This window comes from Nocardioides astragali (genome assembly GCF_024436375.1).
GTDB classification, from domain to species: Bacteria; Actinomycetota; Actinomycetes; order Propionibacteriales; family Nocardioidaceae; genus Nocardioides; species Nocardioides astragali.
Window position 1 is genome coordinate 257588 of sequence record NZ_JAFMZM010000003.1, and the last position, 24900, is coordinate 282487.

The 24900-nt window shown below is 71.4% G+C and carries 21 protein-coding genes; 11 read left to right on the forward strand and 10 right to left on the reverse strand.

From position 1 onward, the window contains the following. Nucleotides 1–58 precede the first annotated feature (58 nt). Together J3P44_RS10350 and J3P44_RS10355 are read left to right on the forward strand one after the other, a co-directional pair. The gene (locus J3P44_RS10350) at nt 59–610 is read left to right on the forward strand and encodes a TetR/AcrR family transcriptional regulator (protein WP_255890262.1); all 552 of its coding nucleotides are present in this window, start codon (nt 59–61) and stop codon (nt 608–610) included. 47 nt (nt 611–657) lie between these two features. Next, nucleotides 658–1170: a ferritin gene (locus tag J3P44_RS10355; protein WP_255890263.1), complete on the forward strand. Its 513-nt coding sequence runs from the start codon at nt 658–660 to the stop codon at nt 1168–1170. Between the two features lie 21 nt (nt 1171–1191). On the opposite strand, the gene J3P44_RS10360 is transcribed toward J3P44_RS10355, so the two are convergent. After that, nucleotides 1192–1923: an SWIM zinc finger family protein gene (locus J3P44_RS10360; RefSeq protein WP_255890264.1), complete on the reverse strand. Its 732-nt coding sequence runs from the start codon at nt 1921–1923 to the stop codon at nt 1192–1194. Next, nucleotides 1920–4628, reverse strand: coding sequence for a DEAD/DEAH box helicase (locus J3P44_RS10365; protein ID WP_255890265.1), 2709 nt, complete (start codon nt 4626–4628; stop codon nt 1920–1922). The genes J3P44_RS10360 and J3P44_RS10365 overlap by 4 nt, the downstream gene beginning before the upstream one ends. 100 nt (nt 4629–4728) lie before the next feature. Here J3P44_RS10365 and J3P44_RS10370 point away from each other — a divergent pair, with 100 nt between their 5' ends. Both J3P44_RS10370 and J3P44_RS10375 read left to right on the forward strand, forming a co-directional pair. Next, nucleotides 4729–5919 (forward strand): dipeptidase, encoded by a 1191-nt coding sequence (locus J3P44_RS10370; RefSeq protein WP_255890266.1) that lies wholly within the window; start codon nt 4729–4731, stop codon nt 5917–5919. Nucleotides 5920–5989: 70 nt separating this feature from the next. Further along, complete coding sequence (locus J3P44_RS10375) at nt 5990–7576, forward strand: DHA2 family efflux MFS transporter permease subunit (RefSeq protein WP_255890267.1); 1587 nt, start codon at nt 5990–5992, stop codon at nt 7574–7576. Between the two features lie 27 nt (nt 7577–7603). Here J3P44_RS10375 and J3P44_RS10380 read toward each other — a convergent pair whose 3' ends face one another. Next, entirely contained in the window at nt 7604–9790 is a 2187-nt protein-coding gene (locus tag J3P44_RS10380; RefSeq protein WP_255890268.1) for a RecQ family ATP-dependent DNA helicase, read from the reverse strand. 157 nt (nt 9791–9947) lie between these two features. Here J3P44_RS10380 and J3P44_RS10385 point away from each other — a divergent pair, with 157 nt between their 5' ends. The 4 genes from J3P44_RS10385 to J3P44_RS10400 all read left to right on the forward strand — a co-directional run bounded on the left by J3P44_RS10385 (nt 9948) and on the right by J3P44_RS10400 (nt 13657). Beyond that, nucleotides 9948–11135 carry a sensor histidine kinase gene (locus J3P44_RS10385; RefSeq protein WP_255890269.1) on the forward strand — a complete coding sequence of 396 codons (1188 nt, stop codon included), beginning with the start codon at nt 9948–9950 and terminating at the stop codon, nt 11133–11135. Further along, nucleotides 11132–11782, forward strand: a complete 651-nt coding sequence (locus J3P44_RS10390; protein WP_255890270.1) for a response regulator — start codon at nt 11132–11134, stop codon at nt 11780–11782. The genes J3P44_RS10385 and J3P44_RS10390 overlap by 4 nt, the downstream gene beginning before the upstream one ends. 145 nt (nt 11783–11927) lie before the next feature. Further along, on the forward strand, nt 11928–12854 hold the full coding sequence (locus J3P44_RS10395; RefSeq protein ID WP_255890271.1) for an ABC transporter ATP-binding protein: 927 nt from the start codon (nt 11928–11930) through the stop codon (nt 12852–12854). Continuing rightward, nucleotides 12851–13657 carry an ABC-2 transporter permease gene (locus J3P44_RS10400; RefSeq protein ID WP_255890272.1) on the forward strand — a complete coding sequence of 269 codons (807 nt, stop codon included), beginning with the start codon at nt 12851–12853 and terminating at the stop codon, nt 13655–13657. The genes J3P44_RS10395 and J3P44_RS10400 overlap by 4 nt, the downstream gene beginning before the upstream one ends. A 37-nt stretch (nt 13658–13694) precedes the next feature. On the opposite strand, the gene J3P44_RS10405 is transcribed toward J3P44_RS10400, so the two are convergent. Both J3P44_RS10405 and J3P44_RS10415 read right to left on the reverse strand, forming a co-directional pair. Continuing rightward, a complete protein-coding gene (locus J3P44_RS10405) occupies nt 13695–14717 on the reverse strand; it encodes an SGNH/GDSL hydrolase family protein (RefSeq protein WP_305122271.1) in 1023 nt (340 codons plus the stop codon). A gap of 112 nt (nt 14718–14829) precedes the next feature. Next, nucleotides 14830–15636: a 2-phosphosulfolactate phosphatase gene (locus J3P44_RS10415; RefSeq protein ID WP_255890273.1), complete on the reverse strand. Its 807-nt coding sequence runs from the start codon at nt 15634–15636 to the stop codon at nt 14830–14832. 164 nt (nt 15637–15800) lie between these two features. Between J3P44_RS10415 and J3P44_RS25005 the strand changes: the two genes are divergently transcribed. Next, entirely contained in the window at nt 15801–16388 is a 588-nt protein-coding gene (locus J3P44_RS25005) for a collagen-like triple helix repeat-containing protein (protein ID WP_305122272.1), read from the forward strand. Between the two features lie 21 nt (nt 16389–16409). Here the strand turns inward: J3P44_RS25005 and J3P44_RS10425 are convergent, their stop codons facing one another. Then, complete coding sequence (locus tag J3P44_RS10425; protein WP_255890274.1) at nt 16410–16868, reverse strand: universal stress protein; 459 nt, start codon at nt 16866–16868, stop codon at nt 16410–16412. A gap of 57 nt (nt 16869–16925) precedes the next feature. Beyond that, entirely contained in the window at nt 16926–18869 is a 1944-nt protein-coding gene (locus tag J3P44_RS10430) for a M13 family metallopeptidase (RefSeq protein WP_417629403.1), read from the reverse strand. A 143-nt stretch (nt 18870–19012) separates the two neighbouring features. On the opposite strand from J3P44_RS10430, the gene J3P44_RS10435 reads away from it, so the two are divergent. Together J3P44_RS10435 and J3P44_RS10440 are read left to right on the forward strand one after the other, a co-directional pair. Then, nucleotides 19013–20491 (forward strand): hypothetical protein, encoded by a 1479-nt coding sequence (locus J3P44_RS10435; protein WP_255890275.1) that lies wholly within the window; start codon nt 19013–19015, stop codon nt 20489–20491. Between the two features lie 9 nt (nt 20492–20500). Beyond that, nucleotides 20501–21904 (forward strand): hypothetical protein, encoded by a 1404-nt coding sequence (locus J3P44_RS10440; protein ID WP_255890276.1) that lies wholly within the window; start codon nt 20501–20503, stop codon nt 21902–21904. 3 nt (nt 21905–21907) lie between these two features. Here the strand turns inward: J3P44_RS10440 and J3P44_RS10445 are convergent, their stop codons facing one another. The 3 genes from J3P44_RS10445 to J3P44_RS10455 all read right to left on the reverse strand — a co-directional run bounded on the left by J3P44_RS10445 (nt 21908) and on the right by J3P44_RS10455 (nt 24898). Further along, the gene (locus J3P44_RS10445; RefSeq protein WP_255890277.1) at nt 21908–22885 is read right to left on the reverse strand and encodes an NADPH:quinone oxidoreductase family protein; all 978 of its coding nucleotides are present in this window, start codon (nt 22883–22885) and stop codon (nt 21908–21910) included. A gap of 27 nt (nt 22886–22912) precedes the next feature. Then, nucleotides 22913–23446, reverse strand: a complete 534-nt coding sequence (locus J3P44_RS10450; RefSeq protein ID WP_255890278.1) for a hypothetical protein — start codon at nt 23444–23446, stop codon at nt 22913–22915. A gap of 225 nt (nt 23447–23671) precedes the next feature. After that, nucleotides 23672–24898, reverse strand: coding sequence for a M15 family metallopeptidase (locus J3P44_RS10455; protein ID WP_255890279.1), 1227 nt, complete (start codon nt 24896–24898; stop codon nt 23672–23674). Nucleotides 24899–24900 lie beyond the last annotated feature (2 nt).

Genomic DNA, 24900 nt, shown 5'->3' on the forward strand with positions numbered 1-24900 from the left:
GGTGCTTCCGGCACCTCGCACTCCGTGGGACGAGTTAGCAGGCACTAACCTCGAGCTCGTGACCCCCCGCCGCCAGCAGATCCTCGACATCGCGGCCGAGCTCTTCGCCGCTCGCGGGTTCCACGGCGTGTCGGTGGCCGAGCTCGGCTCGGCCTGCGGGATCTCGGGACCTGCGCTCTACAAGCACTTCGAGTCCAAGGACGCGATGCTCGCGGAGATGCTCGTCTCCATCAGCGAGACGCTGCTCGCCGAGGGCCGCAGCCGCGTCGCCAGCGCCGACGGGTCCCGTGCGGCGCTCGAGGCGCTCGTCGAGTGGCACATCCAGTTCGCCATCGACCACCGGGCGTTGATCGTGGTCCAGGACCGCGACTGGAGCAGCCTCCCCGACGAGGCACGCGAGCGGGTGCGCGCACTGCAACGCGCCTACGTCGACGTGTGGGCGGCGCAGATCCGCCTCCACGACACGACGCTGAGCCCCGAGGCCTCGCGGACCCGGGCCCACGTGCTGTTCGGCCTGCTCAACTCCACGCCGCACAGCGGTCGGCTGCCCGACCCGCAGATGCACGACGTGCTCCGCGACATGGCGCACGGCGCCCTCGGTCTCGCCTGAGTCCCGGCCGTACGACGGGCGCGTTCGGCACCGATAGGCTGGCGCGCATGAAGCTGAGTGACGACCTCGAGAACGCCTTCAACGCCCAGATCACGCTGGAGTTCCAGGCCTCCTTGGTCTACCGCCAGCTCGCCATCGAGCTCGAGCTGATGGACCTGCCCGGCATGGCTGCGTGGCTGCGCCACCAGGCCGACGAGGAGATCGTCCACGCCAACAAGTTCATCGACCACCTCGCCGACCGTGACAACCACCCGCGGATCGGTGCCACCCAGGCGCCCACCCCGGCGGTGGGCTCGGTGCTCGACGCCTTCGAGTCCGCACTGGCCCACGAGGAGCGGGTCTCGGCGTCGATCCGCGACCTCTACCGCCTCGCTGAGAGCGAGGGCGACCTCGACGCCCGACCGCTGCTCAACTGGTTCCTCGAGGAGCAGGTCGAGGAGGAGGCGACGGTCAAGGAGATCGTCGGCCGGGTCAAGATGATCAACGACGACGGGCCCGGCCTGCTGCGCCTCGACGAGGAGCTCGGCGCGCGTCCGGCCTCCACCACCGAGGTCCGCTGACCCGCCTCTTGGGCGAGTCACTCACCACGAGTCGAACGGGCGGTCCTGCTTCAGCAGCCGCGCGGCCCGCGCCGCCGCGTCCTCGGCGACGACGAGGTCGTCGACCTCGTCAGGACCCGCCGGTCCGTCCCTCGACCCTGAGTCGCTCGGAGACTCACGGTCCCCCGGCTCCGGTGCGCGTGGCCGCGTGATCCGGTGGAGCTCGCGCAGCACCCGGTCACGCGACAGCCCGCGCAGGTGGGTGAGCACGAACGGGTCGGCCTGGATCAACCAGGCCAGCTGGGTCAGGACCGCCAGTGCGTGCGGGCAGGGATCCAGCCACGCATCGCACGTGCAGGCCGAGCCCAGCTCCCCGCCGTAGGGCAGGAGCTCGACGCCTGCCTCCTCCACCGCCTCGACCAGCGCGTGCGGCAGCTGGCCGGCGAGCAGTGCCGCGATCCGTCCCGACTCCGCCGCGACGAGCTCGATGAAAGCCGCCGCGTCGGAGTCGTCGAGCACCGGGACGGTCACCTCGACGGTGAAGGCGTCGTGACCTGCGGTCACCGCGGCCACCGCGTTGCCCTCTCCGACGGTGATGGAGCCGACCGCGCCGGCTCGCGCCAGCGAGCGGCCGGCTCGCAGGTCCTGGGCGCTGAAGGCGGCCTCCTCGACGGCGCGGAGCACCGCCTTGCTCCACCAGGTCGCCGGTCCGCCGCCGCGGCGGGCGGGCAGGCGCGGGTGCGTGGTGCCCTGGGAGCTGGTCGGGGTGCTCAACGTCTGAGCTCCACGAGGTCGCGCAGCTCGGCGTTGGACAGCTCGGTCAGAGCGGTCTCGCCGCGGGCCAGGACCGAGTCGGCGAGCGAGCGCTTGCGGGCGAGCAGCTCGGCGATGCGCTCCTCGATGGTGCCCTGGGTGATGCAGCGGTGGACCTGCACCGGGCGGGTCTGGCCGATCCGGTAGGCCCGGTCGGTGGCCTGGTCCTCGACGGCGGGGTTCCACCAGCGGTCGAAGTGGATGACGTGGTCGGCGCGGGTGAGGTTGAGGCCGGTGCCGCCCGCCTTGAGGGAGAGTAGGAACACCGGGAGCTCGCCCGCCTGGAACCGCGCGACCATCGCGTCGCGCTCGCGGACCGGGGTGCCGCCGTGCAGGAACTGGTGCGGCACGCCCGTGGCGGCCAGGTGGCGCTCGAGCAGCCGCGCCATGGCGACGTACTGGGTGAAGACGAGGACGGCACCGTCCTCGGCGACCACCGTGCCGACCAGCTCGTCGAGGAGCTCCAGCTTCTCCGAGCGGCCGCGCAGCTTGGGGTTGGGCTGGCGCAGGAAGTGGGCGGGGTGGTTGCAGATCTGCTTGAGGCCGGTCAGCAGCTTGAGCACCAGGCCGCGCCGTGTCTCCTCGTCGGCCTCCTCGATGCGGCGCATGGACTCGCGGACCAGGGTCTCGTAGAGGACGACCTGCTCGCGGGTCAGGCCGAGGACGTGGTCGGTCTCGGTCTTGGCCGGCAGCTCGGGCGCGATGCCGGGGTCGGACTTGCGGCGGCGCAGCAGGAACGGCCCGATCAGGTCGGCGAACTGCCGGGCCTTGGTCGGCTCCAACCCCGACTCGATCGGTCCGGCCCAGACCTTGCGGAAGGCGTTGCGGCTGCCGAGCAGCCCGGGGATGGCCCAGTCGAGGATCGACCAGAGCTCGGTGAGGTCGTTCTCGACGGGCGTGCCGGTGAGGGCCACCCGCGCGGTGCTGGGGATCGCGCGCAGGGCGCGGGCGGCGGCGGAGCGGGAGTTCTTGATGTGCTGGGCCTCGTCGGCGACGACCAGGTCCCACGGCACCTCGGCGAGCAGCGCCGCGTCGTTGCGCATCGTGCCGTAGGTCGTGAGCACGAACCCGTCGCTCACCTCGGCCAGGTCGCGCGCGCTGCCGTGGTGGCGGCGTACGGCGACCCCGGGGGCGAAGCGGCGGATCTCGGCCTCCCAGTTGCCGAGCAGCGACGCGGGGCAGACCACGAGGGTCGGGCCCCCGCCTCCCTCTCCGGCACGGTGCAGGTGGAGGGCGATGAGGGTGATGGTCTTGCCCAGGCCCATGTCGTCGGCCAGGCAGGCGCCCAGGCCGAGGGAGGTGAGCTCGGCCAGCCAGGTCAGGCCCCGTCGCTGGTAGTCGCGGAGCTCGGCCCGCAGCGCGGGGGGTACGTCGACGGGCTCGCCGGTCGCGGCGTCGCGCAAGCGGTCGCGGACCACCAGGAGGCTGGCGCCCACGACGGCTTCGTAGGGGACCTCCTCGATGTCGACGACCCCGGTCAGCGTGGCCGCCAGGGCCTGCACGGGCGTGATGGTGCGGATCAGCCGCTTGCGGGCCCGCTTGATCACCGCGGAGTCGACGGCGACCCAGTTGTCGCGCAGCTTGATGATCGGGCTGGTGGTGCGGGCCAGCTCGTCCATCTCGTCGTCGGTGAGCTGCTCGCCGTGGAGGGAGAGCTGCCACTCGAAGCCGAAGAGGGCCTGCGGACCGAAGAGACCGTCCTGCAAGGGCTCCTCGCGCCGGCCCCGCGAGCTCGTCTGCTGGCCGAGCTCGACGCGCTGGGTGACGTCGCGATCGAGGTACTTGGGCCACATGACCGGGTGCCCGGCCTCGGTCAGCGCGGCAGCGCCACCGTCGAGGAGGGACAGGATCTCGTCGGAGTCGAGGGTGATCTCGTCGGGGATCCGCAGGTCGAGGAGGCGCTCCAGCACCGGCCATGCGTCGGCCGCCGAGCGGAGGGCGATCGCCGCGTGCGTGCGCGCTCGGTCGCCGAACCCGTGGGCGGCGTCGGGTCCGGCCTCCGCCCACAGCTCGGAGGCGTCGGCGAGGTGGGCGGCGTTGTCGACGGCGTGCACCTGCACGACCAGGCGCACCGCGCCCGCGACGAGCTCCTCCTCGTCGGCCTCGATCCGGAACGAGATGGAGACCAGGTGGGAACGGTCGTCCTTGCCGCGCGACCTGATCCGCGCGATGCGCTGCTGGAGCTGGTCGCTGAAGTCGTCGGGGCTCGTCGGCCGCGCCGCCGGTCGGCCGACCGGGGACAGCGTCCCGCGGCGCGAGCGGCCCGGGGTCGTTCGCGGCATGGTGTCGACGACCGCGTCGAGCAGCCCACGCACCATGCCCTCCGCGGTGGCCTCGTCGAACCCGTCGTGGGCACGCGAGCGGGCCAGGTCGGTGATGCGCCGCTGGTCGGCGGCGTCCAGCCCGGCGACCTGCCAGTGCCGCCCGTCGGGGTCGGGTGCGAAGCGTCCCGAGGCCACCAGCTGCAGACCCATCAGCGCGGCACCCGCGAGCAGGGCGACGGAGGGATGGATGTCGTCCTGGTCGCGGACCTTCCCCAGGACCGGCAGCGCGCCCCGGATCGGCATCACGATCGTGCGGCGCTCGTCGGTGAACTCGACGGAGCCCTCCCGGGGCGGCTCCCCCACCAGCAGCCTGGCGGGACCGGTGACCGGGACAAAGCTCATGCGACCTCCAGACCGTCGGACCGCTGTGGTCGACAGGACGCTAACGCCTGGCACCGACACAAGGTTCCCCGAGGCCGGGGACCGGCTAGCGTCGAGGCCCATGGACGTCCCCAGCCTCGTCGCCCGTGTCCTCGCCTCGCACCCGGTGATCGACGGGCACAACGACCTGCTGTGGGAAGCGCGGGTCGCCACGGCGTACGACTTCGCGCGCCTCGACGTCGGCGCCGGCGGCACGCCCACCCACACCGACCTGCCCCGCATGCGCGCCGGCGGGATGGGGGCGCAGTTCTGGTCGGTCTACGTCCCGTGCCACCTCACCGGCGACGACGCCGTCAGTGCGACCCTCGAGCAGATCGATGCCGCACGTCACCTCACCAGCACGTACGCCGACCAGCTCGCGTGGGCGACCACTGCCGACGGCATCGAGCGGGCCTGGGCGAGCGGCAGGATGGCGTCCCTCGTCGGGGCGGAGGGCGGGCACTCCATCAACTGCTCGCTCGGAACGCTCCGCCAGCTGCACGAGCTGGGCGTGCGCTATCTGACCCTCACCCACAACGCGAACACCCCGTGGGCCGACTCCGCGACCGACCAGCCTGCGCTCGGGGGCCTGAGCCCCTTCGGCCGCGAGGTGGTCCGGGAGATGAACCGCGTCGGGATGATGGTCGACCTCTCGCACGTCTCGGCCGACACCATGCGCGACGCGCTCGAGGTCAGCGAGGCGCCCGTGATCTTCAGCCACAGCTCCGCCCGGGCGGTCACCGACAGCCCGCGCAACGCACCCGACGACGTGCTCGAGGTGATGGCCGCGGGCACCGGCGTGTGCATGGTGACCTTCGTGCCGAAGTTCGTGAACGCGGCGTGCGCCGACTGGCACCGGGAGATGGTCGCCGCAGCAGCGGCGGAGGGGATCCCCGAGTCCGACGGCGTACGGTTCGCAGCCTTCGAGGCCGCGTGGACCCGTGGTCATCCCCAGCCGCCGGCGACGCTGGCCGACGTGGTGGCGCACTGCGAGCACGTGCGCGAGGTGGCTGGGATCGACCACATCGGTCTCGGCGGCGACTACGACGGCGTGGCGGTGCTGCCCACCGGGCTCGAGGACGTGTCCACCTACCCCGCGCTGGTCGGCGCCCTCGCCGAACGCGGCTGGTCGAGCGACGACCTGGGCAGGCTCACCTGCCGCAACATCCTGCGGGTGATGCGGGACGTGGAGTCCGTCGCACGCGACCTCCGGTCCCGTCGCGGGCCGAGCCTGGCCCGCATCGAGGAGCTCGACGACGTACCTGCCGGGTGACGCGGACCACCGCACGAACCACGGCAAAAACGATTGGGTGGTTGTCGCGCGCGATCAATACCCTTTCGGGGTGACCGACACCCAGATCCAGTCCGGCGAGACCGACCCGGGCCACAGCTCCGACAAGCTCGACAAGGGCGTCCTGGTCGTCGCGGGCGTGGTCGTCCTCGGCGCCATCATGTCCATCCTCGACATCACCGTCGTCTCGGTGGCCCTCGAGACCTTCCAGCGCGAGTTCGACGCCACCGCCGCCGAGGTCGCGTGGACGATGACCGGCTACACGCTCGCCCTGGCCAGCGTCATCCCGCTGACCGGCTGGGCGGCCGACCGCTTCGGCACCAAGCGCCTCTACCTGCTGGCCGTCCTGCTCTTCACAGCCGGCTCCGTGCTGTGCGCGACGGCAACCTCGCTCGAGCTGCTCGTCCTCTACCGCGTCCTCCAGGGCCTCGGCGGCGGCATGCTGATGCCACTGGGCATGACCATCCTGACCCGCGCCGCCGGCCCGGAGCGCGTCGGTCGCGTGATGGCCGTGCTCGGCATCCCGATGCTGCTCGGCCCGATCTTCGGCCCGATCATCGGTGGCGCGCTGATCGACTCCGTCTCCTGGCACTGGATCTTCCTGATCAACCTGCCGATCGGCATCGGGGCCATCGTCTACGCGTGGATCGTGCTGCCCAAGGACGAGGTCGAGCCCTCGGAGACGTTCGACTGGCTCGGCATGGCGCTCCTCTCGCCCGGCCTGGCCGCGTTCCTCTACGGCGTCAGCTCGATCCCCGAGCACGGCACGGCCACCGCCACCGAGGTGTGGCTCCCCGCAGTGATCGGGCTGGCCCTGATCGTCGCCTTCGTGCCGTGGGCGCTGGCGCGTCGCAACATCCACCCGCTCGTGGAGCTGCGCCTGTTCACCAACAAGGACATGACCGTCGCCGTGCTGGCGATGATGCTCTTCGCGATCGCGTTCTTCGGGGCATCGCTGCTGTTCCCGCTCTACTTCATCCAGGTCCGCAGCGAGGACGCCCTGGGCGCCGGCCTGCTGCTGGCCCCGCAGGGTGTCGGCGCGATGATCACCATGCCGATCGCCGGCGTGCTCGCCGACAAGATCGGGCCCGGCAAGATCGTGCTCGTCGGCATCGCGGTCATCACCGCCGGCATGGCGATGTTCACCCAGATCGGGGCGGACACGTCGTACGCCTACATGCTCACGGCGCTGTTCATCATGGGTCTCGGGATGGGAGGCACGATGATGCCGATCATGACCGCGGCGCTCGCCACGCTCACCCACGACAACGTGGCCCGGGGCTCGACCCTGCTGAACATCACCCAGCAGGTCGCGGCCTCCATCGGCACCGCGCTCTTCTCGGTGATCTTGACCAACGAGCTCAAGCAGAGTGCGGCCGTCGGCCAGGCCGGCGCGATCAGCGGCGCTGCCAAGGGCAGCGACGACCCCTCGGTCCTCGCCCAGGCGGCCCAGTCGCTCGGCATCGATCCCGGCTCGCTCGAGGCGATCTTCGCCCGGGCGACGGAGGACATGGCCTCGGCCTTCGCGACGGTGTTCATCGTGGCGACGGTCCTCGTCGGCTGCTGCCTCATCCCGGCTGCCTTCCTGCCTCGCAAGAAGGTCGCCCCGGTCGACCCGGCCGCGATGATCGGTCACTGACCGGCCCCGTCATCGGCCTGACAGCGCTCAGCTCTGCGTGGCCAGCACCAGCGGGAGCACCCCGGCCGCACCCGCGGCACGGATCGCCGTCGCGGCGACCGTGAGCGTCCAGCCGGACGCCACCTGGTCGTCGACGAGCAGCACCGTCGCGCCGGCCGGGATCTCGCCGTCGAGCCCACCCCGACGGCGTACGGCTGCGACGCGCTGGGCGGAGTTGGCCTGCCCGGCCCGTGGCGGGACCGAGGCGTCGCGGATCGCCCACGTGCCGACGACCGGGACCTGCATGACGCGGGAGAGACCGTCGGCCAGGTCGCGGGTCAGCGTGGGCCGGGTGGCGGACTCGACGACGACGATCGCGTCGGGCCGGGCGGTCCACTCGGGCGACCAGTCCTTCATCACCTCCATGACCGCCTGCGCCAGACCCGGCGGAACCGGACCGTCGGGGGTGTCCTCACGGAACAGGGCGCGCAGCGCCTGGCCGTGACCGAGGTCGGTGAGCCGCGCGACGGCACGCCCGGGCTCGGCACCGTCGGCGATCTTGCCCTTGAGGTCGAGGCCGAGGTTGGCGAGCGCGGTCGGCCACATCCGTCGCGGCTCGAGGGTGACGCCGGGACGCGAGAGGCGGTGCTCCGCCTCGGTCACCGCCGCGTCGCTGACCGAGGTCGAGAGGGTCAGGCCGCCGCAGTTGTCGCAGCGCCCGCAGTCGGCGGAGTCGGGGTCGTCGAGCTGGTCGCGCAGGTAGCGCATCCGGCACTGGTCGGTCGTGAGGTAGCCGAGCATCGCCTGCTGCTCACGCTCACGCGCCTCGGCGACCCGGGCGTAGCGCTCGGCGTCGTAGTGCCACGGCCGGCCGGTGGCGACCCAGCCGCCCTGCACGCGCTGGACCGCGCCGTCGACGTCGAGGACCTTGAGCATCGACTCGAGCCGGTTGCGGCCGAGCTCGACCCGCGTCTCCAGGGTCGCGGTGGACAAGGGGCGCTCGGACTCGGCGAGCGCCGCCAGCGTCTCGCGGACCTGCTCCTCGCGGGGGAACCCGAGGGAGGCGAAGTAGGCCCAGATGTCGCGATCCTCGATCTGCGGCAGGAGGACGACGGTCGCGCCAGAAGAAGGTAGAGAGGTGCCACGGCCGGCCCGGCCGACCTGTTGGTAGTAGGCGACCGGCGACTGCGGCGCCCCGAGGTTGATCACGAAGCCGAGGCTCGCGTCGAAGCCCATGCCGAGGGCGCTGGTGGCGACCAGCGCCTTCACCTTCCCGTCGACCAGGGCCTGCTCGAGGGCGTGCCGCTCGTCGGGCTCGGTCTGGCCGGAGTAGGCCGCGACGTGCAGGCCCCGGTCGCGGAGGTAGCCCGCGACCTCCTGGGTCGCGGCGACGGTGAGGCAGTGGACGATGCCGGAGCCGGGTTGCTCGGACAGGTGGTCGGCGAGCCAGGCCAGCCTCTGCTCGGGCGTCTTGAGCTGCACGACCCCCAGCCGCAGCGACTCGCGGTCGAGGGTGCCGCGCTGCACCAGCACCTGGTCTCGCGACGGGCCCGGGGGGCCCTCCTCGACCAACGGGGCACCGGCGTGCACCCCGAGCTGCTCGGCGACGTCGTCGGTGACGCGGGCGTTGGCCGTCGCCGTGGTGGCAAGCACCGGGATCCCCGCCGGCAGCTCGGCGAGGAGGGTGCGGAGCCGGCGGTAGTCGGGACGGAAGTCATGGCCCCAGTCGGAGATGCAGTGGGCCTCGTCCACCACCAGCAGGCCGCAGGTCGCAGCGAGGCGGGGCAGCACCTCGTCGCGGAAGCCGGGGTTGTTGAGGCGCTCGGGACTGACGAGCAGGACGTCGACCTCACCGGCGTGGATCTGGTCGTGGATCGGCTGCCACTGGTCGATGTTGGTCGAGTTGATCGTCACCGCCCGGATGCCCGCACGCTCCGCCGCAGCGATCTGGTTGCGCATCAGCGCGAGCAGGGGGCTGACGATGACGGTGGGCCCGGCGCCGCCCTCGCGCAGCAGCTTGGTCGCCACGAAGTAGACGGCCGACTTGCCCCAGCCCGTGCGCTGCACCACCAGCGCGCGGCGCCGGTCCACGGCGAGCGCCTCGATGGCGGCCCACTGGTCCTCGCGCAGCACGGCGTCGTCGCGCCCGACGAGGGCGCGCAGGTGGCGCTCGGCGCCCGCGCGCGCGTCACGGCGTACGTCGTCGGTGATGGGGTGGTCGGTGAGCGAGGTCATCCCCCCTGTCTACCAACCGCTCCCGACATCCGCTGGGCGGCCCGCTTCCATCCCCCGGCGGAGCCGCTCCCACGGCATGGGCAGGGCGTCCGTGTGGCGGTCGGGAGTCCTCCTATTTGTGGACGCAGCAGCTCTCGGGGCGTCGTACGTTGATGAGGTGAGCCGAGCGCGGGCCTTCCTCACCAGGCATGGTCTGGACCTCCTGGTCGTCGCCACCGCGGTGGTCACAGCAGTGGGGACCCTCCTGCGCGACGACCTCGAGCACCCCAGCGGACCCTTGTTCGTGCTCGGGCTCGTCGGGATCACGTCCTCGGTCCTGGCCCTGCTGGCCCGCCGGCGCTTCCCCTTCGCGGCACCGGCCACGACCTGGCTGGTGTGCACTGCGCTCTCCTTCGTGGACGCGCAGCTGATCGTCAACGGAGCCGGCATCCTCGTCGCCGGGATGGGGGCAGCCGTGCTGCTGGGCACGGTCCGCAACGCGTCGCTCTCCCGCATCGGTCTGATCATCGCGCTGGGGGGCTCGTTGGCGGTCGTTCGCAACGGGCCCGACTCCACGGCCGACGACATGATCTCCGTCCCGGTGATGTTCGCCCTGGGGTGGCTGGTGGGGTGGTCCCTGCGCGAGCGCACGCAGCGGACTGAGGCCGCCGAGGAGCGCGCGCGTCTCGCCGAGCTCCAGCGGGAGGCGGCCGCCCGCGTCGCGGTGGCGGAGGAGCGGGGCCGGATCGCGCGTGAGCTGCACGACGTGGTCGCCCACGCGGTCAGCGTGATCGTGCTGCAGGTCGGTGCCGTGCGGCATCGGATGCCCGAGTCGGCAGCCGCAGACCGGGAGGCCCTGCGCAACGTGGAGGAGGCAGGACGCACCGCGCTCACTGAGATGCGGCGGTTGCTGGCCGCCATGCGCGACGACGATGACGCGCCCGAGCTGGCGCCGACCCCGGGCCTCGACGACCTCGACCGGCTCGTCCGCGACGTCCGGGCCGCGGGGCTCGACGTGCGGGTCGAGGTCCGCGGCAATCCCGTCGCCCTCCCCCGCGGCCTGGACCTCTCGGCGTATCGGATCGTGCAGGAGGCGCTGACCAACAGCCTCAAGCACTCCGGGGCGGGCGTCGCGCAGGTGGTGGTGGCGTACGGGCCGGACGAGCTGGGCCTGCAGGTGCTCGACCACGGCCGCGACGGCGCTCGCGCGAGGGTCGGCGGGAGCGGGAGCGGGAGCGGGGGCGGCCATGGCCTCGCCGGCATCCGGGAGCGGGTGAAGCTCTTCGACGGCGACCTGGATGCCGGCCCCGCCCCCGGCGGCGGCTTCCTGGTGCGGGCCCGGCTGCCCCTGGGAGGTGGGTCGTGACCATCCGCGTCCTCGTCGTCGACGACCAGACGATGGTGCGTGCCGGCTTTCGCCTGCTGCTGGCCGACGAGGCGGACATCGACGTCGTGGCGGAGGCCAGCACCGGCCGTGACGCCGTGACGCAGGCGGCGCGCCTCCGGCCCGACGTCATCCTCATGGACATCCGGATGCCCGAGATGGACGGGCTCGAGGCCACCCGACGGATCCTGGGCTCTGACACGACGGCCCGGGTGCTGATCCTCACCACGTTCGACCTCGACGACTACGTCTTCGAGGCGCTGCGCGCCGGGGCCAGTGGCTTCGTGCTCAAGGACGACCCGCCCGAGCAGCTCCTCGCCGCCGTCCGGACCATCGCTGCCGGCGAGGCGCTGCTCTCACCGACCGTGACCCGCCGCGTGATCCGACGCTTCGCGACCGTACGACGCCAGGCGCCACCCGCGGCCGTCGCGGACCTGACACCTCGGGAGATGGAGGTCCTCCGGCTTATCACACGGGGGCTCTCCAACGCCGAGATCGGCCGAGAGCTCTTCATCAGCGACACCACCGTCAAGACCCACGTGACCCGGCTGCTCCAGAAGCTCGACCTGCGGGACCGCGCGCAGGCGATCGTCCTCGCCTACCAGACCGGACTCTTCGACGAGGCCTGAGCCGCCACGGTCCTCCTTCTGGAGGACACCGGCTCCGCCACGCGTCGTACGACCATCGGGCCCTGGCGACGACGCGCATGCGCCCCTGCGCACCTAGCGTCGAAGTGACCCCAGAACACCACCGGCAGATCGCGGAAGGAATCCCATGATCACCATCGATTCGCTCACCAAGAAGTACGGCCGCACCACCGTCGTGGACGGCGTCAGCCTCGTGGCGCGGCCCGGCCGAGTGACCGGATTCCTCGGTCCCAACGGCGCCGGCAAGTCCACTACGATGCGCATGGTCGTCGGCCTGACGAAGCCCACGTCGGGTTCCTCGACCGTCGCCGGCCGCCCGTTCCACGACCTGCCCAACCCGGGCCGGGACATCGGCGTGATGCTGGACGCCTCGGCCCAGCACGCCGGGCGCTCCGGTCGCGAGATCCTCACGATCGTCCAGCAGATGCTGGGCCTTCCCGGTCGTCGGGTCGACGAGATGCTCGACCTGGTCAGCCTGACCCGCGCCGAGGCCGACCGTCGCGTCGGCAACTACTCCCTCGGCATGCGGCAGCGCCTAGGGATCGCGACCGCCCTGATCGGCAACCCGGGCGTCCTGATGCTCGACGAGCCGGCCAACGGCCTCGACCCCGCGGGCATCCGGTGGATGCGTGACCTGCTCCGCGACTTCGCGGACCGAGGCGGGACGGTGCTGCTGTCCTCGCACCTGCTGCGCGAGGTCGAGGTCATCGCCGACGACATCGTCATGATCGGCCACGGGCGGGTCGTGTGCGAGGGCTCCAAGGCGGACCTCGTCCGATCTGTGGGCACGGTTGCCCGGGCCGACGACACGGCCACGCTGCGCAGGGCGCTGCACGCGGCCGGCATCGACACGACCGTCTCCGACGAGGGTGGCGTGACCACGACCGCGGAGCCCGCCCACGTCGGCCGCGTTGCGTTCACGGCGGGCATCGCGCTCACCGAGCTGCGGACGGCCGACGGCGGCCTCGAGGACATGTTCCTCGAGCTCACCGCCGACACCCAGCGAGAAGACACCTCCCCCAAGAAGCTTCACCGAGAAAGGGCAGCGGCATGACCACCACCTCACCCACGACGTACGACTCCCTGCACGAGCACCACGTCGACGCTCCCACGATCCCACTGGGACGCATCGTCCGTGTCGAGCTGCGCAAGATGTTCGACACCCGTTCCGGGTTCTGGCTCATGGCCAGCCTGGTGATCCTGGGCGTCGTCGCCACGATCGGGACGATCCTGTTCGCACCCGACGACGAGCTGACCCACAACACGTTCGCTGCGGCGATCGGCTTCCCGATGACGGTCGTGCTCCCGATCATCGCCATCCTCGCGATCACCGGCGAGTGGAGCCAGCGCACCGGGCTCACCACGTTCACGCTCGTGCCCGACCGCCGACAGGTGCTGCTGGCCAAGATCGTCTCGTCGGTCGTCGTGGGGATCGGCGCGATGCTGGTCGCGCTGGTCGTCGGCGTGGCCGGCAACGTCGTCGGCACCGCCATCACCGGGACCGACCGGGTGTGGGACCTCTCCGTCGCTCAGTTCGGCACCATCGTCATCGGCAGCCTGCTGTGCCTGCTGACCGGCACCATGCTGGGCATGGTCATCCGGAACTCGGCCGGGGCGCTTGTCACCTACTTCGTGCTGACGCTGGTCCTCCCGACGGTCTTCGGGATCCTGGCGGCCAGCCAGCCGGACTTCGTCGACATCCGTCCCTGGGTCGACGCCGAGCTCGCCCGGTCGTTCCTCTTCGACGGACCGCCGCAGGGTGAGCAGTGGGGGCAGGTCGCCGCCACGGCCGGGTTGTGGCTGGTACTGCCGGCCCTGCTCGGGTTGCGGGCCGTGCTCCGCTCCGAGGTGAAGTAGCCCGCCAGAGGTGACCCGTCGTCCGGTGGACGGCGGGTCACCGTGCTGTGCGTCGATGCTGCCGGCTGCGCTCGATGAGGCGGTCGAGGTCGATGCCGGCCCTGCGGGCGGCGCGGCGCGCATCGGGCGAGGTCAGGTCCGGGACCACGAAGACCTCCGGCTCGATGCCGCGGTCGGCATCGGCGTACTGGCTCTGCAGCGCGGCCTGGTCCGCGGCCGAGGCGTCCGACGCGGCCTGGACCTCGGCGGTCACGGCGAGCGTGGTGCCGACCGCGGAGCTCACGACGGGCGTGTAGCCGTGGGAGTGGCCGGGCACGTTGGGGTGGTAGCTCTCGGAGATCGGGCTGGACAGACCGTTGATGTACTCGACGTCGTCGCACACCGCGTGGCCGAGGAAGGCGTCGGTCGGGTTGGCGAAGGTGAAGCCCCGCGACGCGGCGACCGATGCGGTCCTGGAGTTGAGCAGGTCGGCGGTCTGGTTGAGCCGCGCCTCCTCGTCGGGGGAGAACCAGGTGAACGCGTTGCAGTCCTCGCCCATGAAGATCCGGGGATAGCCGACCACGACGACCTTGGCGTACGGCGCCCGCGCGCGGATGGCGGCGTAGAGGTTCGACAGCTGAGTCGGCAGGGTGTTGTTGATGTAGGCCTGGGCGGTGTTGATCGCGCCGTTGCAGTTGCTCATCCACCCCGGCTGCGCGCACGTGGTCAGCACGTCGGCGAACCCTGCGTCGTTGCCGCCGACGGAGATCGTGACGTAGGTGGTGGCGGTGGTCAGTGCGCTCAGCTGGGTGTTGGTGACATCGGCGACCCGCGCGCCCGAGCAGGCCCGGAAGTTGAGGGCGTAGCCCCGGGCAGCCGCGATCAGGCTGGGGTAGGCCTTGGTGGAGCGCTGGCAGCTGGTGCCGTCGCTGATGTAGGACCGGGTGCCGGTGCCCGAGGCGTAGGAGTCGCCGAGGGCCACGTAGACCGGGGCGGCCGCGTGGGCGGGTTGGACGAGAAGGGGCGTGAGCAGGCCGGCGAGGGCCGAGCCCAGCACCGCCAGACGACGAGAGCCGAACATGTGAGTCCTCCGAGACAGGTGGCCACCCGAGTGTGACCGTCATCACACTAGGGACGTGCCGGGCCGGCCACCAGACCGAACGGTCAGTTTTTCCTCGGCAGGACCGGCGGGCTCAGGAGCCGACGCGCCGCAGCCGCGGAGTGGGCGGCTGGTGGTCCGCGCCGTCGCGGAAGGACTCACCCACCAGCAGCGGCACGACCTCGCTGACGTCGTGCTGGGCGGCGATCTCGACGTCGGCCACGAAGCCGACCTCGGTGAGCTCGAGCCCACTGGCGCATCGCAGCAGGTCGGCCGGCATCCGGGTCCCCTGCCAGGCAGCGACGGCCATCCACGCCTCCGGGCTCGCCCCGGTCCCGGCCTCGTCCTCCCCGACCAGTCCGGCGAGCACGGCGCCGGCTCCCCACAGGTCCTCGACCGCCGGGCGGAGGGTCCCGTCGTGCCACCGCTCCCCCGCGGGTACGACGACCACGCTGGCGCCGTCGGCCACCTTGGGTGCCAGCCACCGGGCGACCGCGCCGGCGTTGCGCAGGCACGCCCCCAGCACCTGCGCCCCCGAGTCGGCGAGCGCGAAGGCGATGGTCGAGCCGTTGGGCGAGGGCAGGACCAGGCGCTCGATGCCCTCCACCTCCGACAGGCTCGCGGGCGACAGCGAGACGTGCCGGGCGTTGCCGCGGGTCAGCGCCTCGAAACGGCCCACCGCCAGCGTCGCTCCGTGGCGCACGGCGTGCTCGGCCGCCCGTGCGTCGCGCCAGCGGAACGGGAAGACCTCGATGCCACGCTCGATCGCGACGCTGAGGGTGGTGGTGAAGGAGAGGACGTCGACGACCACCGCGTAGTCCGCCGTGACTGCCTGGGCGCCCGTCGGTCCCCACTCCATGCGGAGCGGGAATCTCGACTGGTCGTGCCCGGGCAGTGTCACGTGGTCATTCAATCGCGAGACGGTGCCGACCGGCGAAGCCCCGGCTCGCCGGGACCGGTCCAGACCGGTGGCGTGCGGTTGCGCAATCGGCTGCCGGGCATCGGCACGCCGCCTAACGTCGCGGCAACTGCTGAGCAACATCACGTCCACAGGGGGTCACCACCATGCACGGAAAGTCCCGGACGGCACTGGCTGTCGTCATTGCCGCACTCGCGCTGATCATCTCCGCAGGAGCCGGAGCCACGGCGTCGCTCATGATCACCGGCAAGCAGATCAAGGACGGCTCCGTCACCACCAAGGACGTGAAGAACCGCTCCCTCAAGGCCAAGGACTTCTCGGCGAAGGCGAAGAGCAAGCTGCGCGGGCCCGCTGGGCCCGCCGGACCCGCCGGTCCCCGGGGTGCGACGGGTGCGACCGGGCCGGCCGGAGCCACCGGCCTTCAGGGTCTTCAGGGTCTCCCCGGTCTCGACGGCCTCCCGGGCGTCCCCGGACTGCCCGGCCTGAGCGGCTTCGAGATCGTCCCGGCGACGGTCAGCATCGCCGGGTTCGGCGCCAGCGACTCGGTGACGGGCACGTGCCCAGCCGGCAAGAAGGCCATCTCCGCGACCGCCGGCTACGCCGCACCCCTGGCCGGCCTGCTCAGCCAGGTGACCCGCACGAGCGAGACAGCGTTCACCGCGCGCGGGCTCAACGCCCTGCCCGTGGCCCACCTCCTCACGCTCGACGTCGTCTGCGCCACCATCCCCGACTGAGCCGGACCGGCGCCGAATGCGTCAGTCCGCGATGTTGGGCACGAGGAGCACCGGGACCGGCGAGTGCCGCACCACCTGGGTGGCGGTGGAGCCGAACCGGAGCCCGGCGAACCCGCCGGCGCCCCGCACGCCGATCACCAGCATCTCCGCCTTCTGCGCGGCGGCGACCAGGATCTCGGCCGACTGCCCGCGCAGGGCGTAGAGCTCGAGGTCGACGTCGTCGCGGATCTCGGCCGCGGCGCAGTCGGCCTTCAGGTCCGCGATCACCGCCTGCTCGAACTCGGCGTAGGGCGGGATGAAGCCACCGACCATCGAGCCGGGACGCGGTGCTGTCGTGATGTGCCACACCCGTACGACGTGCAGCGTCACGCCGAGTCGGTGGGCGAGGTCGCCGGCCACGCGCACGACCGTGCCTGCGGCGCGCGAACCGTCGTGTCCCACGACGATCCCGCCAGTGATGTCAGCGTCGATCCGGACCATGCGACGAGCCTATAGCGGTTACGGCCTGCTGGGCGGGGAGAAGTCTTGACCCCAGCGTCACCAGATCCGGACGCGGCCCTCCGGCTCCAGCCAGAGCCCATCGCCCGGCGCGGTCTCGAACACCTCGTGGAACTCGTCGAGGTTGCGCACGATGTTGGCGCGGAACTCCGCCGGGCTGTGCGGGTCGATGGTGAGGTACTGCAGCTCCTGCTCCTTGCGGCGCTTGGTGCGCCACACGTGCGCCCAGTTGAGGAACAGGGTGCGCCGGTCGTCGGGCGCGGCCTCGCCGCCCCGGCTGATGACGTACGCCTTGTGCGCGATGGTCAGGCCGCCGAGGTCGCCGATGTTCTCGCCGACAGTGAGGCTGCCGTTGACGTGCTCGCCGGGGAGGTTGCGCGGCTCGAACTCGTCGTACTGGGCGACGAGAGCCTGCGACTTGGCCTCGAAGGCGGCCTTGTCGTCGGCGGTCCACCAGTCGTGCAGGTTGCCGTCGCCGTCGTACTGGGCTCCCTGGTCGTCGAAGCCGTGGCCCAGCTCGTGGCCGATGACCGCGCCGATGCCGCCGTAGTTCTCGGCGTCCTCGGCCTCGGGGCTGAAGAAGGGCGGCTGCAGGATGGCGGCCGGGAAGCAGATCTCGTTGGTGCCGGGGTGGTAGTAGGCGTTGACCGTCTGCGGCAGCATCAGCCACTCGTCGCGGTCGACCGGCTGTCCGACCTTCGCCAGCTGGCGGTCGGTCTCGAACGCCGACGCGGCGGCCACGTTGGCCATCAGGTCGTCGGCGGAGATCGTCAGCGCGGAGTAGTCGCGGAACTCCGTCGGGTAGCCGATCTTGGGGTAGAAGCGGTCGAGCTTGTCGTAGGCCTTCTGCTTGGTGTCCTCGCCCATCCAGTCCAGCGTCTCGATGGAGCGGCGGTAGGCGGTGACGAGGTTGGCGACCAGCTCGTCCATCATCTGCTTCGACGACGGCGGGAAGTGTCGCGAGACGTAGACCTTGCCGACCGCCTCGCCGATCGCGCCCTCGACGAAGTCGACGCCGCGCTTCCAGCGGGCGCGGAGCTCGGGGGTGCCGTTGAGGGTGCGGCCGTAGAAGTCGAAGTTGGCCTGGACGAACTCGTCGGGCAGGTAGGGCGCGGAGCTCCGCACGATGCGCACGTGCAGGATGTCGCGCCACGTCTCGATCGGGGTCTCCTCCAGCACCGCCGACAGGTGGGAGAAGAAGTCGGGCTGCATCACGATCGTGGTGCGCAGCGTCTCCTCGGTGCCGCCGAGCCCGGTCACGTAGGTCACCCAGTCGAAGGCGGGGCAGAGCTCGACCAGCTCCTCGAGGCTCTTGTGGTTGGTGGTCTTCTGCACGTCCCGCGTCTCGGCGGCCTCCCAGTGGCCCTGGGCCAGCCGGGTCTCGTACGCCAGCACGGCTGCGGCCGCGGCGGACGGGTCGTCGTGACCGCTCAGGGTGAGCAGGGTGGTGAGGTAGGCGAGGTACTTCTCGCGGATCTCGGCGAACTTGTCGTCGCGGTAGTAGGACTCGTCGGGGAGCCCGAGGCCGCCCTGGGCGAGGTAGACGACGTTGCGCGAGGCGTCGACGCGGTCCGGGGTGATGTAGGAGCCGAACAGGCCGGGGCCGCCGATCCGCTCGAACACGCCGAGGAAGGCAGCGAGCTCGGTGAGGTCAGCGACCGTGTGAGCGCGGTCGAGGAGTCCGCGGACCGGCTCCAGGCCCTTGGCCTCGATCGTGTCGGTGTCCATGAAGGACGCGTAGAGGTCGCCCACCTTGCGCTCGTCGTCGTCGAGCTCGTCTCGCGGGCGGTCCGCGAGCTCGGTGATGATGTCGCGCACCTGCTGCTCGGCGGTGTCGGCCAGCGCGATGAACGCGCCCCAGCTGGACTTGTCGGAGGGGATCTCGGTCTCGTCCAGCCACCGTCCGTTGACGTGGCCGAAGAGGTCGTCCTGCGGGCGGATGTCGGGGTTCATGCCGTCGCGGGCGGCGTCGAGGATCGTCACGCGCTCGACCCTAACCCCGGGTGCCCAGACAGGTCGTGTGGACGGGTGGCGGCGCACTGGTCCAGACCACGTGCTGGCACGAGTGGCAAAGGGCTTTGGATGCGCGAGGGTGGGGCGACCTGGACTGCCTATCGGGAGGACCCATGTCGCATCGCACGCGTGTGCTCACCCTGCTCGCCGCCGGCGGCCTCGTCGCCGCAGCCCTGGCGCCCACCGCCGGTGCCAGCGCCCCTGAGGACGCCGGCGCCGACCGGTCCGCTGCCGGGAACACCCGTCTGGCCGGTGGCTGGAAGGCCGTGTCGTCGGGCACGGTCGACGTGCTCTCGGAGATCACCCTTGCCCGTACGTCGGACGGGGTGCTGCACGCCGTCTACGCGCAGGACGTCGGCACGGCCGACGAGTACGAGCACACGGCGGTCTCCACGGCCGGCTCGGTGCTCTCCCGCAGCAAGCCGGTCGGCACCTGGGGCACCTTGATCCACAACCCCAAGCTGCTGCGCTCGACGACGGGGGGCCTCCGCCTGGTCTTCAGCGGGCTGCAGGACAACAACTCGGCCAACTTCTACTCCCACGGCTACGCCTACGACACGACCAGCGACGCCGCGGGCGCGGCCTGGGCGCTCCAGCCACGGGCGCTCACCAAGTTCGGTTACGCCTACTCCGGGTACGGCGTCGGCGCGACCACGCTGTCCAACGGGACCCCGGTCACCGCGGCCTCGCTCAACAGCGACACCTACTACCGCGTCGGCACCATCGACACCACGGACCAGAACGTCGTCACCAGCTCGCCGCCCGACGGCGTCGCGAGCGCCGGCCTGGGCAACTACTACTGGCACACCCAGCTGGTGAACAGCGGTGACGCGGTGTGGATGCTCAGCTACGTCGACGGCAGCAGCGAGGCGTCCGAGGGGATCTTCGCCCAGCAGATCCACCCCACGGTGGGCGCGGTGATGAAGGCCCCGGGCTCGACGACCGGGGGCGACTCCCTCAATCCCGACCAGACGATCGCGGCGGTCGCACGACCGGGCGGCGGCATCGTGGTGGCCTACAAGACCGGCTACCCCACCGCCAACGCGATCTCGGTCTGGCAGGTCGGCGGCAGCGTCAAGAAGATCAAGGCCAGGAACGTCTACCAGGTCGCCATGGACACCGGCGCCTCCGGCCGACTGTGGCTGGCCTGGGTGGACGGGTCCGACCAGGTGCACGCCGCCCGGTCCGCCCCGAGCGGGCTCGCCTTCGGGGCGGTCCAGAAGCTCGGCAAGCCGACCTCCTCCGCCGACCTGTGGCGGATCGCGGTGGACGCCTCGCTCGACCAGGGCACCGTGCTCGTCAACGACACGGTGGCCCAGAGGGTCTCCCTGCGCATGGTCAAGCCCGGTCTCTCCCTCAACGCCTCGGGCTCGCTGCGGGCCCAGAGGCAGGGCACGGTGAAGGTCAAGGTGACCGACGCCGGCGACGCCCTCAAGGGCGTGAAGGTCAAGGGCGGCGGCGACTCGTGCACGACCAAGGGGGACGGGACGTGCACCCTGACCGTCACCCCCAAGAGGAGCGGAAAGCTTGCATTCGTGGCCACCGAGGGTGGCTACGGAGCAGGCAAGGACATCGTCAAGGTCAAGAGGTAAGGACTCCACATGCGTGCTCGAGCAAGGATCCTCGCGGCTGGTCTCGCCGCCATCGTCACCGCAGGTCTGGCCGCCCCGCCCGGGACGGCAAAGACCGCCGAGCGGGTCGGGACGAGGTCCTGGACGGCCCTCACCGCGAGCTCGTCGCCCAACTTCGCCCAGGCAGCAGTGACCCGCACGGCCGACGGGCTCCAGCACGTCGTGTGGGTGGTGGACAACCCGGACCGCACCCACAACTACGAGCACACCACGATCTCCCGGACGGGAGCTCAGGGACCGGTGACCCGCGTCCTCACCTCCAACTGGGCGCAGCTCAGCACTCCGGTCGACCTGGGGGTGAACGCTGACGGCAGCCTCCGGCTGGCGTTCCGGGGCACGATCGACGGCGACACCTCCAACTTCTTCACCTACAAGGGCGTCTACACGGCCGTCTCCAGCGACGGCGGGGCGTCATGGGTGGTGCCCCGCGAGGTGCTGGCCAAGAGCATCGGTGACGGCGGCGTCACGATGGCCTACACCCCGGACGGCACCCCGATCACCGGCTACGGCGACACGGGCGGCTTCCACTGGAACGTCGGGACCGTCCCCGAGGCCGCGGTGCCGACCGCGACCGTGCAGGAGTTCACCGACCACGACGCCACCGCCGCCACGCTGGTCGCGACCGGCGCCTCGGTGCTCGTGGTCTACCAGAGCATCCGCGGTGGCGGCGTCTACGCACGGCAGGTCTGGCCGACCCTCGGTGCGGCGGCCAGGGCCCCTGGCGACTACACGAACCCGGGCCAGCCGATGGCCGTCGTCAACCGGCCCGGCGTCGGACCGGTCGCGGCGTACACGATCGACTCCAAGGTCGTGCTGTGGGACATCGCCGCCAACCGGATCCACCTCGTCCGCGGCATGGACGGTCCCAACAACGGCTCGCTCACCGTCCTCCCGGACGGGCACATGTGGGTCGCGGCGCAGGGCCCGATCGGCTACACCCCGCGGGTCTCCCGGGTGGCCGCCCGCGGCTGGAACATCGACCGCAGGCCGACGCTGCTCGATGACATGTACAGCACGTTCGGGCTCGAGATCACCAGCACGGACGCCCTCCGTGCCGAGCTGCTGCTGACCGCCAACGAGGCCGGCGACCCCAGCCGCATCCACGCGATGTCGGCGCTCGCGCAGCTGAGCCTCCGCGCGTCACCGAGCCGGTGGCGCGTCAACCGCGCGCAGACGGTCGTCTTCAAGGTCACCGACGTCGACGGCGGCGTGGCTCGCGCGAAGGTGAGGGCCGGCGGTCAACGGTGCACCACCAATGCGTCCGGCCGCTGCACGATCCGGTTCGCGCCCCGGTCCCGGCCCGGGCCGATCAACGCCAAGGCGACCAAGGCGAGCTACTACCCGGCCAGGAAGACCCTGCGCGTACGCCGCTGAGGCTCAGCGCACGCGTACGACCGACTTGCCGAGGGTGCGGCGCTCGTCCATGTCGACGAGCGCCCGCCCGAAGTCGGCGAGGTCGTAGGTCGCTCCGATCGGCGGCTTGACCACCCTGGACTCGATCATCGGCGCGAGGCGGTGCCACTGCCGCTGCATGTAGCCGGGCCGGGTCATGGCGTACGCCCCCCAGCCCACCCCGCGTACGTCGACGTTGCCGAGGAGCAGCCGGTTGACCTTGACCTCGGGGATGCCCTGCCCGGCGGCGAAGCCCACGACCAGCACCCGGCCCTGCTCGGCCAAGCAGCGCAGGGAGTCGGTGAAGGCGTCTCCGCCGACGACGTCGAGGACCACGTCGACGCCCTTGCCACCGGTGAGGTCCTTGACCTGGTCGCGGAAGTCCGGCCCGACGATCGCCTCGTCCGCCCCGGCCGCGCGCGCGAAGGCGGCCTTCTCCTCGGTGCTGACCACGGCGATGGTGCGGGCGCCCAGACCCTTCGCCACCTGGAGGGTGGCCGTGCCGACACCGCCGGCCGCACCGTGCACCAGCACGGTCTCCCGGTCGCGCAGGCTGCCGCGCTCCTCGAGGGCGAAGAGTGCGGTGAGGTAGTTCATCGGCAGGGCCGCGCCCTCGTCGAAGGACACCTCGTCGGGGAGGGGGAAGGTGAAGATCGCCGGGTTGGCGACCTGCTCGGCCGCCCCGCCGTGGAGGTTGACCCCCGCGACCCGCTGCCCCACGGTGAAGCCGCTCGACTCGGGAGCGCCGGGGTCGAGGACCACACCGGCGAAGTCGACGCCGAGGGTGAACGGCGGCTCGGGCTTGAACTGGTACTCCCCGCGGCTCAGCAGGAGGTCGGGGAACGCGACCCCGACGCTGTGCACCTCGACCAGCACGTCGTGGGCGCTCGGAGTGGGCTCGGGCACCTCGCGCACCTCGACGTCAGCGGGACCGGTGAGGGTGACGACCTGGACTGCGCGCATGCCGAGGAGGGTAGCGAGCAGGGGAGGTCAGGCCGGTCTCTTCCAGGACACGGCGTTGCCGTCGAAGGCGCTGTAGTCGTCGTGGTTGTCGAAGTACACCGTGTCGGGCGTCGGTGCGCCCTCATCAGCCAGGTAGACCAGGCACGCGTCCTGCGGGGCGTCCAGCTCGTCGACGGATATCGGTCCCTCCTGGCAGGGTGCGAAGTCCGCCACGACCGACAGGTGGGTCAAGGACACGCCGTCGGCCCACAGTCCGAGGTACTCGTCGAGCTCGATCGGGCGAGCGCCGGACTCCGGGGTGACCTCCACCTTGAGGTAGTACGGCGTCCGGCCGTCGTCGGCGTCGATGGTCGCCAGGTCGGCTGTGGTCCCCTGGACGACGTCGACGACCTTTAGGGACATGGTGCCGGCATCCTCGCTGCGCGTGACCCGTGCCGATTCCCCGAAGCTGAGCTCGGTGCCTGGAGGGGTCAGCCCTTCATCATCGGACTCACAGCCGGTGAGTGCCGCCAACGACATGACTGCGGCCAGCGTGATGCGGGTCCATGCACGGTGGGACATGGACGTCATTGTCGTGTGCTCGCTCAACTGATGCTCGACGGGTGATGGGGGTCGTTGCCTAGGCGTCCTTGATCGCGTCGATCAGGTCGTCGCGAAGCCCATCGGCAAGCACGTCGTGTGGGCGAACGACTTCGTCGGCCATGGTGGTCATCCCCTGGGTCAAGCGGTCTGGAGCCTGTCGGAGGCTTCCTTCCCCCCGCCGAGGGAGACAAACACGCGGCGAACCTAGCCGACGGCCTTGACCTCGCTGAGCTCGAAGTGCATCGGGTCGGTCCAGCGCCAGTCCCCGCCCCAGGCGAAGCCCCACTTCTTGAAGGTCGCCACCACGGCGCGGTTCATCTCCCCCACCGTGCCGCGGCCGTTGCCCGGGACGTTGAGGTCGAGGGCCAGGCCGAAGGAGTGGTTGGAGAGCGTGGTGGTGTTGGCGATGAAGCGCGGGTAGTAGCACCCGGCGTACTCCTCGGGGTGGATCTCGGCTGCCAGGCCGTCCTGCTGGATCTCGAGCAGCGCTTGCCGCAGCTGGGGGAACAGGGCCTTGTGACAGGTGACGCTGCCGAGGATCGGCACGACCTCGGTGCGGATGTTGGCCGCGACCCACGCGGGGTCCGGCGCGATCCGGCCACCGCCGAGGACGCGGTAGCGGTAGGTGCCCACCACGCTGCCCAGCGTGTCGCCGGTCGGGATCGCGGTGAGCCTGGCCCCGGGGTCGAGACCGATGCGAGACGCCACGTCGAGCATCTGGACGGACGCGTCCTTGCCCACCAGCTTCTCCAGCGGCTTGCGCAGGGTCGCCGGCGTGGTGCGGTCGGTGGAGATCAGCAGCCCGTTGTCGGTGGACATCTCGATGTCGTCGGCCCAGGCCGTGTTCACCACCATGTCGATCGTCGGGATCTGCGGCGTGTACGCCCCCACGTGCAGGGTCGGGGCGCCGTCCTCGCTGCCGAGCCGGATCATCCCGTCGTCGTCGGTGAGCCGCTTGGCGACCTTCTGGTCGATCGCCATCTCCCCGCCCGCCACCCGGTCCCAGGCCTCCTGGAAGTCCGCCACGTCGGCTTGCGTGAAGTTGCGGTAGCCCCTGGGGTCGACCGACGCGACGGTCAGCACGCGGTTCTCCAGGCTGACCTGTCCCAGCCCGATCCGCTCGGTGTGCGCGACGCCCTTCAGCCGCTCGATCTCCTTGACCAGCGCATCGTCGAGCGGCTGGTCCCACTGGACCAGGATGTCGGCGCTCCACAGCCGTCCGTCGCGCTTGCCCGGAGGGTCGACGGCGTGGTCGGGGTCCGCGACCGGCGGCGTGCCCGAGGGCTCGCCGGGATCGGTGCTCGGGTCCGACCCGGAGGTCTCGGACGCCGGGGTGGGATCCGGCTGGGCCGAGCTCCCGTCGCTGCACGCTCCGAGCAGCAGGACGAGAGCAGCGCCGACCGCCAGCCGATGTCGTCGTCGTACGCGCATGG

Coding starts and splice junctions, on each gene's coding strand:
- J3P44_RS10380 (WP_255890268.1), bottom strand. CDS start 9,790: ATGACCTCGCTCACCGACCACCCCATCACCGACGACGTACGCCGTGAC.
- J3P44_RS10395 (WP_255890271.1), top strand. CDS start 11,928: ATGATCACCATCGATTCGCTCACCAAGAAGTACGGCCGCACCACCGTC.
- J3P44_RS25005 (WP_305122272.1), top strand. CDS start 15,801: ATGCACGGAAAGTCCCGGACGGCACTGGCTGTCGTCATTGCCGCACTC.
- J3P44_RS10400 (WP_255890272.1), top strand. CDS start 12,851: ATGACCACCACCTCACCCACGACGTACGACTCCCTGCACGAGCACCAC.
- J3P44_RS10455 (WP_255890279.1), bottom strand. CDS start 24,898: ATGCGCGTACGACGACGACATCGGCTGGCGGTCGGCGCTGCTCTCGTC.
- J3P44_RS10440 (WP_255890276.1), top strand. CDS start 20,501: ATGCGTGCTCGAGCAAGGATCCTCGCGGCTGGTCTCGCCGCCATCGTC.
- J3P44_RS10450 (WP_255890278.1), bottom strand. CDS start 23,446: ATGTCCCACCGTGCATGGACCCGCATCACGCTGGCCGCAGTCATGTCG.
- J3P44_RS10365 (WP_255890265.1), bottom strand. CDS start 4,628: ATGAGCTTTGTCCCGGTCACCGGTCCCGCCAGGCTGCTGGTGGGGGAG.
- J3P44_RS10405 (WP_305122271.1), bottom strand. CDS start 14,717: ATGTTCGGCTCTCGTCGTCTGGCGGTGCTGGGCTCGGCCCTCGCCGGC.
- J3P44_RS10435 (WP_255890275.1), top strand. CDS start 19,013: ATGTCGCATCGCACGCGTGTGCTCACCCTGCTCGCCGCCGGCGGCCTC.
- J3P44_RS10370 (WP_255890266.1), top strand. CDS start 4,729: ATGGACGTCCCCAGCCTCGTCGCCCGTGTCCTCGCCTCGCACCCGGTG.
- J3P44_RS10355 (WP_255890263.1), top strand. CDS start 658: ATGAAGCTGAGTGACGACCTCGAGAACGCCTTCAACGCCCAGATCACG.
- J3P44_RS10445 (WP_255890277.1), bottom strand. CDS start 22,885: ATGCGCGCAGTCCAGGTCGTCACCCTCACCGGTCCCGCTGACGTCGAG.
- J3P44_RS10425 (WP_255890274.1), bottom strand. CDS start 16,868: ATGGTCCGGATCGACGCTGACATCACTGGCGGGATCGTCGTGGGACAC.